At 57.3% G+C, this 14082-nt stretch carries 11 protein-coding genes; 5 read left to right on the forward strand and 6 right to left on the reverse strand.

Features of this window, described 5'->3' with window-relative positions:
* Window positions 1-316: 316 nt before the first annotated feature.
* From AC0WRY_RS07865 to AC0WRY_RS07875, 3 genes are all read right to left on the reverse strand, one after another.
* Window positions 317-1495, reverse strand: coding sequence for a CDP-glycerol glycerophosphotransferase family protein (locus AC0WRY_RS07865; protein WP_491122898.1), 1179 nt, complete (start codon window positions 1493-1495; stop codon window positions 317-319).
* Window positions 1476-1919, reverse strand: a complete 444-nt coding sequence (gene tagD / locus AC0WRY_RS07870; RefSeq protein ID WP_491122899.1) for a glycerol-3-phosphate cytidylyltransferase — start codon at window positions 1917-1919, stop codon at window positions 1476-1478. The genes AC0WRY_RS07865 and tagD overlap by 20 nt, the downstream gene beginning before the upstream one ends.
* A gap of 65 nt (window positions 1920-1984) precedes the next feature.
* Window positions 1985-3352, reverse strand: a complete 1368-nt coding sequence (locus tag AC0WRY_RS07875) for an undecaprenyl-phosphate glucose phosphotransferase (protein ID WP_491122900.1) — start codon at window positions 3350-3352, stop codon at window positions 1985-1987.
* 471 nt (window positions 3353-3823) lie between these two features.
* Here AC0WRY_RS07875 and AC0WRY_RS07880 point away from each other — a divergent pair, with 471 nt between their 5' ends.
* From AC0WRY_RS07880 to AC0WRY_RS07895, 4 genes are all read left to right on the forward strand, one after another.
* Window positions 3824-4735: an ABC transporter substrate-binding protein gene (locus AC0WRY_RS07880; protein ID WP_491122901.1), complete on the forward strand. Its 912-nt coding sequence runs from the start codon at window positions 3824-3826 to the stop codon at window positions 4733-4735.
* 209 nt (window positions 4736-4944) lie between these two features.
* Entirely contained in the window at window positions 4945-5217 is a 273-nt protein-coding gene (locus AC0WRY_RS07885) for a hypothetical protein (protein WP_491122902.1), read from the forward strand.
* Window positions 5218-5500: 283 nt separating this feature from the next.
* A complete protein-coding gene (locus AC0WRY_RS07890) occupies window positions 5501-6475 on the forward strand; it encodes a GDP-L-fucose synthase family protein (RefSeq protein ID WP_472757347.1) in 975 nt (324 codons plus the stop codon).
* 60 nt (window positions 6476-6535) lie between these two features.
* A complete protein-coding gene (locus AC0WRY_RS07895; protein WP_491122903.1) occupies window positions 6536-7843 on the forward strand; it encodes a WcaI family glycosyltransferase in 1308 nt (435 codons plus the stop codon).
* 104 nt (window positions 7844-7947) lie between these two features.
* Here AC0WRY_RS07895 and gmd read toward each other — a convergent pair whose 3' ends face one another.
* From gmd to AC0WRY_RS07910, 3 genes are all read right to left on the reverse strand, one after another.
* Complete coding sequence (gmd, locus tag AC0WRY_RS07900) at window positions 7948-9039, reverse strand: GDP-mannose 4,6-dehydratase (RefSeq protein ID WP_472757345.1); 1092 nt, start codon at window positions 9037-9039, stop codon at window positions 7948-7950.
* A gap of 199 nt (window positions 9040-9238) precedes the next feature.
* Entirely contained in the window at window positions 9239-9823 is a 585-nt protein-coding gene (locus AC0WRY_RS07905; protein WP_491122904.1) for a transglutaminase-like cysteine peptidase, read from the reverse strand.
* 506 nt (window positions 9824-10329) lie between these two features.
* Window positions 10330-10812 carry a hypothetical protein gene (locus tag AC0WRY_RS07910; RefSeq protein WP_491122905.1) on the reverse strand — a complete coding sequence of 161 codons (483 nt, stop codon included), beginning with the start codon at window positions 10810-10812 and terminating at the stop codon, window positions 10330-10332.
* A gap of 277 nt (window positions 10813-11089) precedes the next feature.
* Here AC0WRY_RS07910 and AC0WRY_RS07915 point away from each other — a divergent pair, with 277 nt between their 5' ends.
* Window positions 11090-11344 carry a hypothetical protein gene (locus AC0WRY_RS07915; protein ID WP_472757343.1) on the forward strand — a complete coding sequence of 85 codons (255 nt, stop codon included), beginning with the start codon at window positions 11090-11092 and terminating at the stop codon, window positions 11342-11344.
* Window positions 11345-14082: the final 2738 nt, after the last annotated feature.

Below are 14082 nucleotides of genomic sequence, written 5' to 3' on the forward strand. Positions count from 1 at the left end.
TAGTAGCCGGTGTTTTGGCCTATTGTGAATATAAGCCATCTGGCCTTGGTTTGCGCTATTTGGTCTACCAAGTGTTGGACATCAAAAGAGTTAACTGCGTCATTGAGTTTCGCTTGATACTGTCCGGCACGTGGGGCTGGACCTGGTGCGATCCAATGAACCATTAAGCCCCAGCTGCCCTTTAGCCACAGCGCTCTTGTTGGCGCTGCAGACGCTTGCCTCTCTGCCGGAACTGATGAAAAGGCAGTCGCAGCAATGGAGCCGCGGATGAAACTGCGCCTCGAAACCATTTTCTCGATCCAATCAGCGTCCTGAGCTACATGATCTCAGCCAAGTGTCCGCGCTGAACGAGGCTCGTGTGTAGGGTCTTGCAGGCTTCCATGTTGGCATCAGCGTGCATGTATCCAAATGATGAAGCTGGTAACTCTGTAGATAAATCTCCTGCCATGAAGTTCGCAATTTCGACAGCAGAACTGAGGCGGGCACCAGGAAACCCTACGTTTTTTAGGACGTCGTCAATAAACCCCCGAATGTATCGGTCTTGGTCGGGAATATAGAAGCCGATTGGACGGCGGGTGAGAGCGAAATCAATGAAGACAGACGAAAAGTCGGTGACGAGGCAGTCCGCAGCTGCCAAGAGTTCTTCATAGTAATCGTGCTTTCCGTTGTCATCTGCAGCTCGAAGGACACGAATGTTCTTGAAGGTTTCATTTAAGTATCCGTTCAAGTGATCCATCGGATGCAGCTTTAGAATGCAAACCGTGTGTGTATCATCGAGGAGATGGTCGACCGTTCTTAGAAGGTCCGACGTGATAACGTCCAAGCTTGAGTCGGCTCGGACATCCCCAAAGAACGACTTTCGAAACGTTGGCATCCACATCGCCACGCGGGTGTGCTCTGGCAGCGCCAAATATCGCGGGATGGATCTCTTGACCCTGAGCGCATCATTTCGTGGAAGTCCGCTAATGAGAACGCGTGACTCCGGCATCCCAAACGCTTGCGCGATCACCTTCTGAAAGAAGGCCGAAGTAGCGATCGCATAGTCTGAGTAGAACGGGGTACGCCGAGCTTTCGGATCTAAGAGCTCGATCGTCTTCAAGGGCATGCCATGCCAAAGATTTACGATCGTTCGCGTCTTTGAACCCCGAAAGAAATAGTAGTGTCCATGTGTATGAAAGGTGTATTTGCTTCGTAGAAATAGGAAGAGGCCTTCCAATGTGCGTTTGCGTGCGATTCGAACGTTCCGTTCGGTCCCGTGCATTTCGAGCAGCTTTTCTCTCGATGCCTGGATATTCGCAACAAGCCAAACCCATTCGACTTCGGGCGACGCGCGCTCGGCAAGATAGCGAAAGAGGGCCCACGCATTATCACTCAGATCTGGACTGCTAATAAAGCATACTTGCCTAGGCTTTGGCGGCACCAGGGCAAGTATGGCTGTTAAACATCTACTAGCAAGGTCTACCACCAACCTCCTATCAAGCAATGGAACGAACACCTTGCTCGCGCTGCACTTGTGCTTGCTTCTGGCTATGTGTCTCGAATATGTCGAGCTTGATCGATGTCGAGGAAACCGCGGGCGTCCTGGGCAGGTAAACAACTCGGCAGTGAGGCTTCAAGAAGTCAAATTTCCCGACCCAATCGTCGCCCATTCCGAAGATGTCCACTCCATGCGCCTTCACGTCGTGAACTTTCTGCTCCCAGTTGCTCTCTGGAATTACCAGATCTACGCATCGGAGAGCTGAAACAATTCTCACGCGCTCTTCGAACGAAAAGCAAGAACTTTTCCCTTTTCCCGCATTAAACTCGTCCGTAGAGACAGCGACTATGAGACGGTCCCCCATCCCGCGAAGGCGCTCGAGCACGTTCAGATGGCCAATGTGGAACAAATCGAAAGTGCCGTACGTGATTACTGTTGTCATATGTCTTTCACATCGTTTGTGTAAAACACCATCGGGACTGAGATGAACAACGTGGCGTTCAAGGCTCAATAAGCGGTCGCTTGCGAAAACGAAAGGAGTGCGGTCTTTACGACGATTCTTATATCCAACCCCAAGCTCCAATTATTGATATACCACAGGTCATGCTCCACTCGCTTCTGCATCAGGTCGAGCGTGCGGGTTTCTCCGCGGTAACCATTAACTTGGGCCCAGCCGGTGATACCAGGCTTGACGTGGTGGCGGAAGGCGTAGTTGCCGATGATCTGCTCATATTCGTCGTTGTGGGCGGCCGCGTGCGGGCGGGGGCCGACCAGCGACATGTCGCCCTTGAGCACGTTGAAGAGCTGCGGCAGCTCGTCGATCGAGGTCTTGCGCAGCCATTTGCCGATCGGCGTGACGCGCGGGTCGTTCTTCTCTGCTTGCTTGATCGTCGAGCCGTCCTCCAGCACGCGCATGGTGCGGAACTTGAAGATCTTGAACGCGCGCCCGCCGAAGCCGTGGCGGGTCTGGCGGAAGAGCACCGGGCCCTTCGAGCTCAGCTTGATCAGGATCGCGGTCACCAGCATCACCGGCGCGAACACCAAAAGCGCAACGCTGGCGCCGGCGAGGTCGAGCGTCCGCTTCAGCGCGCGTTCCTTCCAGGACAGCGGCGCGCGGCGCAGCTCGGCGGTAAATGTGTTGCCGGTGGAGACCAGCGGATAGCGCAGGAACCGCGCCGCGTTGGGGTCCGGCACCAGGTGCACGGGGATCGGCAGGATCTTCAACGCGTCCAAAATGCTGTCGATCGCGTGCTGCCGGCTCCAGTTCATCAGCAGGAAGACGTGCTCGATCCGGTGCTCGCGCGCGAACGCGATCAGCTCCTCGAAGCGCGGCGCCAGCTGCGACAGCAGCAGCGGCGAGGCGAGGTCCTTCGGCGGGATCTCCATCACCCGCACCAGGCGGTAGCCGTGCTGGCCGAGGTCGTCGACCGCGTTGGAGGAACTGGCAAGGCCGAACTCGGCGATCATGATGGCGCGGCCGTTGGCGAAGGCGCCGGTGCGCAACGCATAAGCGGTCCAGCGCGCCGCCAAAGTCTTCCAGGCGAGCAGGACGATGAGGCCGACCAGGTAGAACGAGATCGTGGTGCCGCGCGAAAACTCCTCGCTGACCTTCATCGTGAAGGCGATCGCCAGCAGCGCCCCGAACAGCCCGGTCCACGTCGTCAGCGTCAGCCGGAACGTGCGGGGCAGGTTGGTGATGTTCTTCAGGCGGTAGCCGTGCTGCACCACCGTCAGCAGCACGAAATTGATCGCGACCAGCACGCTCGCGGCCGCATAGACATCCGCCTTGCCGAGCGTGCCGGCGGTGACGACGTGATAGCCGACCGCACAGCCAATTCCACTGACCAGAACCAGCGCTGCATCAACGACAGCCATCGCCCGCTCGACGACCGCAGGTCGCATCCACTTCGGCGCAAAACCTGTAGTCGTTTCCGCACCTGGCGCGACCACGCGGATTTCCGTCGTAGAATCAGCGACGGGTACCGGTCGAGTGGAAAGAATCGTCATCCTGCCAAACCCATTGACGCAATATTCATTTACCCGAACAAGCCGTGCTATCGGTCAAAATCGCTGATAAAACAAGGCGAAGGAAAAATTAACCTTACCCCACAAGCTGTATTGTAGCTCATCTCGCCTTCTCTGATATGTTAAATTTCGCAACCCGTTAGGAAGTTTTCATTGCCTCGAACCCAGTCTCGGCGGCGAACCCGGTCGAGAGGGAAGCGCTACCTCGCCATTGGCCTTGTTGCCTTGGCCTTGGTCGGAACCGCGCTCCTCTTTCTTAGTCCCGATGTGGCTCCAGTACGGGCGCCGACGGCCCCAACGGCCGCCGCAGTCAGGTTCTTGTTGGACGGGCCATATGGGGCGCGTTTTGCCGGCGATCTCGCAGCATCGAGGCAGGGTTATTTCTCGTCCCGCATCGAGCTGGCGGCCCAACCCGACCCGAACTTCGTCCAGATTGTTGCAGGTCAACATGCCATCGGCGTGACGAGCGGCCACAAGTTCCTGCTGGCCACCTGGCGCGGCGCTCCCGTCACAGCGTTTGCCGCAAGCTTCCTCGATACATCCGTCGCGATCTTCACGCTCGAAAGCTCGGGCTTGCGGCGGCCGGCTGAACTGGTCGGAAAGCGGGTTGGGTACCACAGAGCGAGCGAGGGAGACGTCGTCTTCGATGCCATGATGGCGCAGCTCGGCCTTCCCCGCAGCCAGATTACCAAGGTGCCCGATCGCGACAGCTTCGAGGCTCTGCGGGCCGGAGAGGTGGATGCCGTCATCACAGCCATCGACGAGCAACCGGATCCCTCCAGTTCGGCTTTTGTGAAGCTGAATGTCATCAAACCGCAAGACTACGGGATCCATGTTCCTGGCTTGGTCTACTTCGCGAGCAATGCCCTCGTCCATGGACAGCCATCCATGATTGCCGATGTCCTTCAGGGCGTCATTCGGGGATGGCAGTTCACCTACGCGGACTATGCACGGAGCGTGCCCGTTCTCGCTGGCGCCGTACCGGCCAAGCTGCCCCCTGAGCGACTGAAATTCGAGCTGCAGCAGCAGCGCCCGCTGGTACTTCCGACGGGCGGCCGGATCGGCGACTACGACGAGAGCCGCTGGCGCACGCTTCGGGATATCCTTCTCTTCGCCAAACTCGGCGAGGAAGACGTCCCTCTGGCCCAAACTGTCAACTACCAATTCCTTCGGGATGTCTACCGCCGATCGCCCGATCTCGCCGCCCCGGGCGCCTGGAGCGAAGAAAAATAGGACCAAGAAGCCACACTTGCGCGCCATATCGTCCCAAAAGCCCCCCGGCTGCCTCGGCATCAGTTGCATTTCCGCTGGTGGCCTTGGTAAACTTCGGTTCACTATTTGGGCTGGTCGCGGAGTGAACTGGCGAACCGGCGACGTCGGTCGGCGGGAATCTGACGAGCATGGTTGGGAATCAACTCCGCAGGGGCGAGGAGCTATTTTGGATGTTTAAGACGTTGATCCGCGCAGGCCTTTTGGCCGCAACTGTTACCTTCTGCACAGTGAGCGGCGCGAACGCGGCGATGCAGATGCCTGCCCCGGCAGCCCTGCTGACGGGCGAAAGCCAGGCGACGCCTGTGACGTTCTGGGCGCAGCCTTATCCCTACCGCTACGCGCCGTGGCGCCGTTGCCCGCTGGTGCGTGTCGAGACGCCCTATGGCTGGTATATGGACCGGGTTTGCGCGCCTCTTGGCCCCGTCCTGCGCCGGGCGTACTGACGTTAGCCTAACCCGGGCGGCGGCTGCCGTTTTCATCGATCTTCAAGGCAGCCGCACGGCCGATGCGGCTGCCTTGCTCGTTTTTGTTTCATTTGTGCCGACCTTTTGTGCGCGCGGTGCGGGTTCACCATGAATATCTTTGCCTAGCCGGGACAGGCTGTCGCATGGTGAAGATTGTGTTACCTGTCTGGCGGGGCTGCATCGGCAGCGTGATTGCGTAATGCGACGGTCGCTGAACTCACAGGAGTGAGGTCCGCCGATCTGAACGCTGGTAGAGGATATGATGACAGGGGCTGCTACTTACGATCTCTCGGGCAAACGTGTCTTTGTCGCGGGTCACCGAGGCATGGTCGGGTCGGCTGTCGTCCGCAGGCTCGCGTCCGAGAATTGCACTGTACTGACGGCCGATCGGCGCGAACTGGATCTGACGAAGGAAGAGCCCACGCTGAGATGGCTCGAGGCCAATCGCCCCGAGGTCGTTGTTCACGCTGCCGCAAAGGTCGGTGGTATCGCAGCCAACAACAATTTCCCGGTCGACTTTCTCTGCGACAATCTTGCGTTGGAATTGAGCGTGATCCGCGCAAGCCATGCGGTCGGTGTGCAGCGCCTGCTGTTCCTCGGCTCGTCCTGCATCTACCCCAAGCACGCCAAGCAGCCAATGGCCGAAAGCGAATTACTGACAGGGCCGCTTGAGCCGACCAACGAATGGTACGCAATCGCCAAGATTGCCGGCCTCAAGATGTGCCAGGCGTATCGTCGGCAATATGGCGATGATTTCATCTCAGTCATGCCGACGAATCTTTACGGCCGCGGCGACAATTATCATCCGGATCACAGCCATGTTCCGGCAGCTTTGATCCGGCGCTTTCACGAAGCCAAGATCGCCAAGGCGCCGACGGTCACTGTGTGGGGCACGGGCACGCCGCTCCGCGAATTCCTCAACGTCGAGGATTTTGCCGACGCCTGCATTTTCCTTCTGAAGAATTATTCAAGCGACCTGCCGATTAACGTTGGCAGCGGCGACGAGTTGTCGATTGCCCAATTTGCAACAGCGGTTGCGGAAGTCGTGGGCTATGAAGGTAAGCTTGTGTTCGATACCTCAAAGCCAGACGGAACGCCCCGCAAGCTGCTCGATAGTTCGAGGCTTCTTGGGCTTGGCTGGCGCCCGAACGTTGCTCTGCGGGCCGGTCTTGCGGCCGCCTACGAAGATTTTTTGAAGGGCTACGGACGCCATTTGGAAGTCAGCGCAACGCACTGAGTAAACGACTTGGACTGCAAAAAGATTTTTTATTCTGAACTTTGATTTGGGCGGGGCTTAATGCGTGTTCTTCTGGTCGGCATCAACTATGCGCCCGATCTGATCGGCGTGGCGAAATACAACGCCGAGCTCTGCGAAAGTCTGGCCGCGGAGGGGCATGAAGTTAAGGTCATTACGGCGCCGCCCTATTATCCGGCCTGGAAGATTCCCCCGGCGTTCAAGTCGTCCTACTTCAGATCAAGAGATATTGGCGGCGTTCAAGTGACGCGCACGCCGATTTATGTGCCGGGACATCCCTCGGGCGCAAAACGGTTGGTCCATCATGCTTCATTCGCGGTCACGAGCGCGGCGCCGGTCCTCTTTCAGGCGGTATCCTGGCGACCCGATATTATGATCGCCGTCGCGCCATCGCTGATGTCGGCTGCTTTCGTCTCGTTCGTAGCCCGTCGCGTCGGTGCAAAGTCGTGGCTCCACATTCAGGATTTCGAGGTCGATGCGGCGTTCGATCTTGGCCTGTTGCGCAATCCTAACTTGCGAAAATGGATGCTGAAGGCCGAGGCGGCGATCCTCAGATCGTTCGATCATGTTTCAACCATCTCTCAAGCAATGGTCGAGCGGCTGAGAATCAAAGGGCTGCGTCCCGACAAGACAGCCGAGGTGAGAAACTGGATTGACACCAATGCGATCTGCCCGGGATCGCGAATGACCAAATACCGTCAGGAGCTGAAGCTGGGCGAGAGCGAAATTGTTGCACTTTACTCCGGAACAATGTCCAACAAGCAAGGCCTCGAACTCGTGATCGAGGCAGCGATTGGATTAGAGAAAAGCCATCCGCACATCCACTTCATCCTCGCAGGCGAGGGGCCTCATAAAATGAGGCTCGAGCAACTCGCCACCGGACATGGTAACATCCATTTTCTCGGGCTTCAGCCGATGGATAGCTTCAATCAATTGATGGCCACGGCCGATTTTCATCTGATTCCGCAGAAGGCTGAGGCCGCCGATCTGGTGTTGCCCTCGAAACTTGGCGCAATCTTCGCGTCCGCTCGGCCTGTCATCGCGATGGCCGAAGAAGGTACGGGTCTTGCGGCGGAAGTCACCGATGCGGGCCTTGTGATTCCGCCCGGAGATTCGTCGGCTCTCGAGCTCGCAATTTGCCAGCTCAGCGAAGCGCCTGCCCTGCGGGAGCACTACGGCGAAGAAGGAAGAAAACGAGCCCTTGATCGTTGGGACAGGCGTACGATCGTGCGCCGGTGGTCGGATGCTATGACAGGGCAGGGCAATGCGGCAGGGCAGACGAATGCCGGCCTGACGGACGCTGCGACCAACATTGGGCTTCCCGTTGAGGACGCTGTTCGGTCGTCCTAAGGCACTCGACAGCAGTGGGATACGTGACGTCATCTCAAAAAAAGAGCGCCCCGATGGGCGCTCACTTGCTTGGCTAGATCGCTTTTCTGGCTGATCTGTAAGAACTATTCATGGCGCGGATAATATCTGAAGCCGTGCTGCTTGATGAGTTCGTCCCGTTTTGCGGATTCAAGATCTTCCTTCATCATTTCCCGAACCAGGCTTTCGAACGACGTCTTCGGCTCCCAGCCGAGTTTCTGCTTGGCCTTGGACGGATCACCAAGAAGCGTCGCGACCTCGGTGGGCCGGAAATAGCGCGGATCGACCGAAACGATGCACTTTCCGGTCTTGGCGTCATATCCCTTTTCCTCGACGCCGCTTCCCTCCCAGCGAACTGTCATGCCGACTTCGTTCGCCGCGACATTCACAAAATCTCGGACAGAGTGTTGTACGCCAGTAGCAATGACGAAATCCTCCGGCTTGTCTTGCTGCAGCATCAGCCATTGCATTTCGACGTAGTCACGCGCGTGTCCCCAATCGCGCAGCGCGTCCAGATTGCCGAGGTACAGCCGCTCCTGCAGTCCCAAATGGATGCGCGCTAAAGCGCGCGTGATCTTCCGGGTCACGAAGGTTTCGCCGCGAACCGGAGACTCGTGGTTAAAGAGGATGCCATTGCAGGCATACATGTCATAGGCTTCGCGGTAGTTGACCGTGATCCAGTAGGCGTAAAGCTTGGCGACGGCGTATGGGGAGCGCGGATAGAACGGCGTGGTTTCCTTTTGGGGGATCTCCTGGACCAAACCGTAGAGCTCGGACGTCGAAGCCTGGTAGAACCGCGCCTTCTTTTCCAAGCCTGTAATGCGGATAGCTTCAAGAATGCGCAACGCACCAAGGGCGTCGGAGTTCGCAGTATATTCCGGTTCCTCGAACGAAACGGCAACGTGGCTCTGCGCTGCGAGATTATAGATCTCGTCTGGCTGCACCTGGCCGACGATCCGGATCAAGCTCGAGGAGTCCGTCAGATCGCCATAGTGGAGCTTGAAGGGCGGATCAGGCTCGTGCGGATCGAGATACAGATGATCTATGCGATCGGTGTTGAACAGCGAGGTCCGGCGCTTGATGCCGTGGACCTCATATCCTTTCTGCAAGAGAAGTTCGGCCAAATAGGCGCCGTCCTGGCCAGTAACGCCGGTAATTAGAGCTCGTTTCTTTGTCATATCGATCCCAAAATCTAAGACTTTTGCTTACATGAAATTGATTTGGTTAGGGAGGGTGAAATCGCCCGAAAGTGGCGCTTAGATTAACGGCCTTCCGGTGGCCGGCCGGATGCTTCGGAATCTGCGCTATGGTTACCCTGCGGCCACTTGCCAACAAATGAGAAGATACCCAGACCGTTAGCCGTCGGCCGATTAATTGCTAAAAGGCAGTAACTTCGCGTGTCCAACGCTGGGGTTCTGTTCCGGCTTCCGCGCGCACGATGCTAAATCGATCCAGCGCATCAACCAGCGGCGTAACGACCGGACTGAGGTTATCCAACACGAGGACCGCTTTTCCCTCGCGCACGAGCAGCACAAGGTGGTGCTCGCCGGTCGCTCGGATGACGACCTCTGCGAGAAGGAGCGCCGAGCTAGGCCAGCCGGATCGCAGCAGCAGATGGCGCTTGGTGACGGCATAGTCGCCGCAATTGCCTTCGTAAGGGAATATCTGCCATTCCGCGTCTCGCCTGCTTGCCGGCGGATCCCTTGGGGCTATGCCAAAGTTCACCGTTGAGTTGATTTGCGCAAGCTCTCTCCAGCGCTGAATCGAGGAGCGGAAATCTCGGATCCTGCGATCGTCGTGGCGTTCGCAGTCCTCGGGATATTGGATGCAGAACTGCGAGAACGACAGCGGTGGCGTCACCGCTTGGGATTTGTAGCTCGAATAGGCGGGCTGGCCGCAAACGCAATACATTATGGCCAGCATGCGGACCGCATGCCTGATCATCGAAAGTTCGCCTGACATTTCTGATTGCTAGAGGAAGTATATTGCGATGCGGTGGAATCGCTATGACAATTGTGAGGCAATTGATGCTCAATTGCGGAGCAGAGCGCGCACGCTAGACCTAAATGAAGATAGGAGGCGCCTGTATTGGAGCCTTGGTCTCGATCACCTGCATGACTTGAAGGTCTGCTCCCGCTAGGCTTTACGGGATGAAGCAAGGGCCCGTGCAAAGAAACCCTGTCAGGATGTCGTCTTGCCGGAGGATGACCTTACGGCTGACTCCTGCGTGTGCAGTCCCGCAGCATGACATCAATGAACGCGATTCAAGAGTGAACTCGGAGCTGGACCGCTGCTGCATCCAATCGCTGATGTTGTGCTTGAACGTCTCATTGCCGCATCAAATCCAGCCGCAGAAGGATAAGGCCGGCCGAGCCTTGTGAGGTTGGTACGCGCGCGGCAGGCGGGTCCTTAGGTGCAATACGCTGCACCGGCCCAGTACCGGCGCAGCGCTATAAGGCGGCCTTGATCTACTGCCTGTCGTAGACGGCAACGCTACTGATTGGCTGACCGTTGGCACCGACGCCCTCAGTACTAACGGTAAAGGTTTTGCCCTCAGCGGATATCTCGTTTGAGCCGGTTTGAATGGGCTTATCGGCTTTGGATCGGACCCACCTCACGTGGTGATCATCGACCCGCGTGTACGTCGTTGCGTCAAATAGGGGATTGCCTGTCGTGGGATGCGGCCTCCCATCGTAAATATGCATGAAGACAATTTTAGAGGCCTGCCCCTGTGCGTCGATCGTTTCCGCAGTATTCTGGAGATCTTGCCCGACCCGTTGAAAATTGAGGGTTTGACTTTTCGGGGGTGGGCCAGGGCTAAATCTTGATTTTTCGAGGTTGAGCTTCCACGTTCCTATCAGAAGATCGCTCTGCGTCAGTCCCATCTGCGATCCTGCGCTGGTGAATGCAGCAGATAGCAGCGCCAAAGCAAGGACGGTTCGTCGGTTCATGCTGTTCCTCCTATACAATCATCAACGACCTCTGAATGCGTTTCGCTGTTAAAGACGGCGAGAAGTTGTAGCGAGTGTCACCGCCTGTCGATTTGATCTGGATCTGCGATCCGGATCAAAGGATTTGTGAGGTTCGCGCTGTTTGACGACTAGATAGATGATCTGTCCGTACGACCACTAGCGAAAGCTCGCCGAGCCATATCGAGCGCGCCAGGGAGGAGAGAAGCTGGATAAGGCCGGGAGGACCACCTTAGGGCTGCAGCCGCGAGAGGAGACGTTGTCGATCGAGGTCGCGACGTCGCTGATCTTCGCGCATTCGTTCAAGTTCGGATTCAGCTTTGGCTGTATCCAAGTGTTGGCGTTTCAAATCAATAATTCGAGCTTCTTGCTCGGCAAGCCGTCGTTCTCCGTCGACCACATCGCGTTCAATCTGCCTGAGCTCATCAAACGGCGCTGTCCTGTCCATCGCGCACCATGCTCCGGCCCTGTTGCGATTTACGTGTCTGAACAAGACAGAAGCACGCAGCAATGACCGCTCAACGCAGCCAACTTCTCGAACGTTCCGAGTGACCCAGATTTTCCCAAGCCTTTGGCAGGCGTATCGCTAGGGCAGCGGGGCTCTTGCGCGCGCACCCTTCGGAGGCGGAGCCTGGCGAACCGCTTGCGAGTCTAACGATAAATGTATCCCGCCCCGCCACAGGCAGTCGAATAAGCGAGCGGTGTGCCCTAGTTTCCAGCCCGCCACACGCAGTAGGTCTCACGCGTCAAATGCAGCTCGGAATGGATAACTGACTCTCGAGCGCAGCTTGTCTCGATAGCCGCATGCCCTAGCCATATACCCACGTTCGCCCGATCTGCTCCGATGATGGCGGCCTGAACCACCCCTATGAAGTTCGCGTCTCTACCTTCGTGCAGTTCGATGAGAACTCAGGACGGAGTTCAATCAGCGGCCTGGCAGCAAGATGGAGGCGGAAAGATCGCCAAAAGATCGCCAGGAGCGAGCGCGAAACAAAACAGCACGAAAATTCTGTTCTGCCCCGGAGAACTACAGACTCTGGGATTTTGTTCTCCGGACGGAGAACTACGGAGATTTGTTCGACAGCTCAGGATGCCAGACCACAGGGAGGGGCTGTGCCAGTAACATAGGACCGCTCTAGAGCGTCGTAGGAGCGGTGCAGCATCTTGCGCGTCATCCCATCTTTGCACTGCTGCCTTACGACCGGGCGAGATACTCATCCAGCCATTTCCGATCTGTACGCAACACGGGTCTCTCCCACGTATGCAGCGCGAGAGGCCAACTTATGATAGGCGATCGGGTTCCTTAGTCGTCTCACACGAGCTTTCCGCACCGGCACTGAAAGCCCGAAACCAGCTTGCCTTTCCCGGCATCGAAGATCGACGCGGCGAGGAGAAACGGGCCGAAGGATTTAGGACAGGCCCGAACTGTGCGCAGTCGTCAACGCCGGGAGGTCAGACCCTAGCCATGCCCCGCAGCCTGCAGCGATAAACGATCATTGTCTTTCACTTACGATAATCGGACATAGGCGGGAACGCTTCTGCGGTTGCCAAGTTATCCCGACGCCCTTTGCCCCAAGGGTAAACCCCAAGTGAAGTGGCCCCAGCTCACCGCCCCCCAACCCTGCGAGCTGGGGCTTTCTTTTGGGCGTGGTCCGCCAGCACGGTTCATTACCCCGGATATATGTTAGCAATTACACCGGTTTCATTTTCGGAACTTACGAAAAATGATTCGCTTTACCGATTTGTCCCGAATAGGCTCCTGCTCACCGGGGCTGGCTTCATATTTCCCCTAGAACTTTTCACCCGGATTTTTTGGCACGGCGCGGGCCGCAGCGAAATGAACCTCCGCTGCGGCCTTCGTGCGTGGGCCCGTATGACCCTCGGGCTGCCCTTACAAGGCGCCGACCCGCTTACACATGCTTATGCAGCCCCCAAAACGCTATTAGCAGAAGGGCCACGGCTCCAATTCCCAACAGCATGAGAATAGCTTCCAGCATGACGAATCAAGCTCCGCCCGTGCAATAGGTTACATCCGGGCGTGAATATGTCATCCAGGCCGTTTGCTCGGGCAGCTAATGCGGAGCGGCGTCCACCTGCGCCACTTCGGAACATCGATCTGGGATGTAACACTTCGGTTACAGCATTTGCCGAAGAGCGTTGCTAAGCAGTTCTGGGGCAACGGAGGCGCAGCATGTCAGCCGATATCGCTCACAGACCAGAACGAGACGAAGACCACTCAAAGGTCAATTCTCAGGCGACTCCTCATCCGTCCGGCGTGCATTTCGCGGAAGCTATCAAGGCGGAGGGGGACGCTGATCCTTACCTGCCGGGCAAATGGAGCTGGGGACCAACGAAGGCTTCGTTCGATTGGTAGATCGCCCGCATAGCATCGCAAACCCGTTGCGCTTTCGTAGCTATCTGCTATCGCCGGCGCTCAGACCGAGCATCGTAGTAGATGATCGCCGCGAATGTGGCCCCCACGGCTAAGATGCCGACGCAGCCAGTAATCAAAAGCCCTACCACCATACCCTGGTAGTATTCGCAAGCGCATCACGGCGGCAATTCACGAAAGATTAGCAGCGGGAATGACGGTTGATTGCGTCTATCCGCATCGACGAGTCCCGTCAGTCTTTGGAAGCGGCGTTGCGTTTATCAAGGACTTGACGCCTCCAACTTGCTCAGGAGGCGCGCCGTCGGCCCACCAACTTTTGAGCCAAGCTTCCTCAGTCAGCGTATACAAGCTTCCACCGCGCTTTCCGATTTTTCGACAGTCCTGGCCGTGCTGACCGCGATGGGACTGGAGTTGAAGGTAACACCTAGGAGGAGCGACAAACGAACAGCCTCACTCGGGCGGATGACACAGCAGTGTATGAAGCGAGCTCCGTTCGATACTGGTCAGGGGAAGCTTGCGCTGAAGCGAGCGGGCTAAGACGTCGGTCTCCACGGTAAAATTGGTGATGCGTGGCTCTTCCGGAACGGACCGAGTGGCCGCCGCGGCACCCCTGCCCAGCCTTCCTCCATAGCCGGGGCCGGGGACATCACTAGCCTGCTTCGAACTCATACACCGTTTCGAGTCAACGGCGTCTCTGGTTGTTCTCAGCCAGCCAGACCTTCTCTCTAAGCCTCTCTAGGTCTTCCATTGCTTTAAGCAATCTCGTCAATTCGGAGACGATGTGTGCCAGAGTGGGTTTGCGCAGTTTTCGGACTCGAGATTTCTGCCTCATCGCGAAACGGCTCCCTGCCAGGACCGAC

The sequence above is a fragment of the Bradyrhizobium sp. T-12 genome (assembly GCF_058314695.1).

Bases quoted from the DNA above. Each gene is read 5' to 3' on its own strand.
- tagD (WP_491122899.1), bottom strand. From the start codon at position 1,919: ATGACAACAGTAATCACGTACGGCACTTTCGATTTGTTCCACATTGGC.
- AC0WRY_RS07890 (WP_472757347.1), top strand. From the start codon at position 5,501: ATGACAGGGGCTGCTACTTACGATCTCTCGGGCAAACGTGTCTTTGTC.
- AC0WRY_RS07885 (WP_491122902.1), top strand. From the start codon at position 4,945: ATGTTTAAGACGTTGATCCGCGCAGGCCTTTTGGCCGCAACTGTTACC.
- gmd (WP_472757345.1), bottom strand. From the start codon at position 9,039: ATGACAAAGAAACGAGCTCTAATTACCGGCGTTACTGGCCAGGACGGC.
- AC0WRY_RS07875 (WP_491122900.1), bottom strand. From the start codon at position 3,352: ATGGCTGTCGTTGATGCAGCGCTGGTTCTGGTCAGTGGAATTGGCTGT.
- AC0WRY_RS07895 (WP_491122903.1), top strand. From the start codon at position 6,536: ATGCGTGTTCTTCTGGTCGGCATCAACTATGCGCCCGATCTGATCGGC.
- AC0WRY_RS07905 (WP_491122904.1), bottom strand. From the start codon at position 9,823: ATGTCAGGCGAACTTTCGATGATCAGGCATGCGGTCCGCATGCTGGCC.
- AC0WRY_RS07910 (WP_491122905.1), bottom strand. From the start codon at position 10,812: ATGAACCGACGAACCGTCCTTGCTTTGGCGCTGCTATCTGCTGCATTC.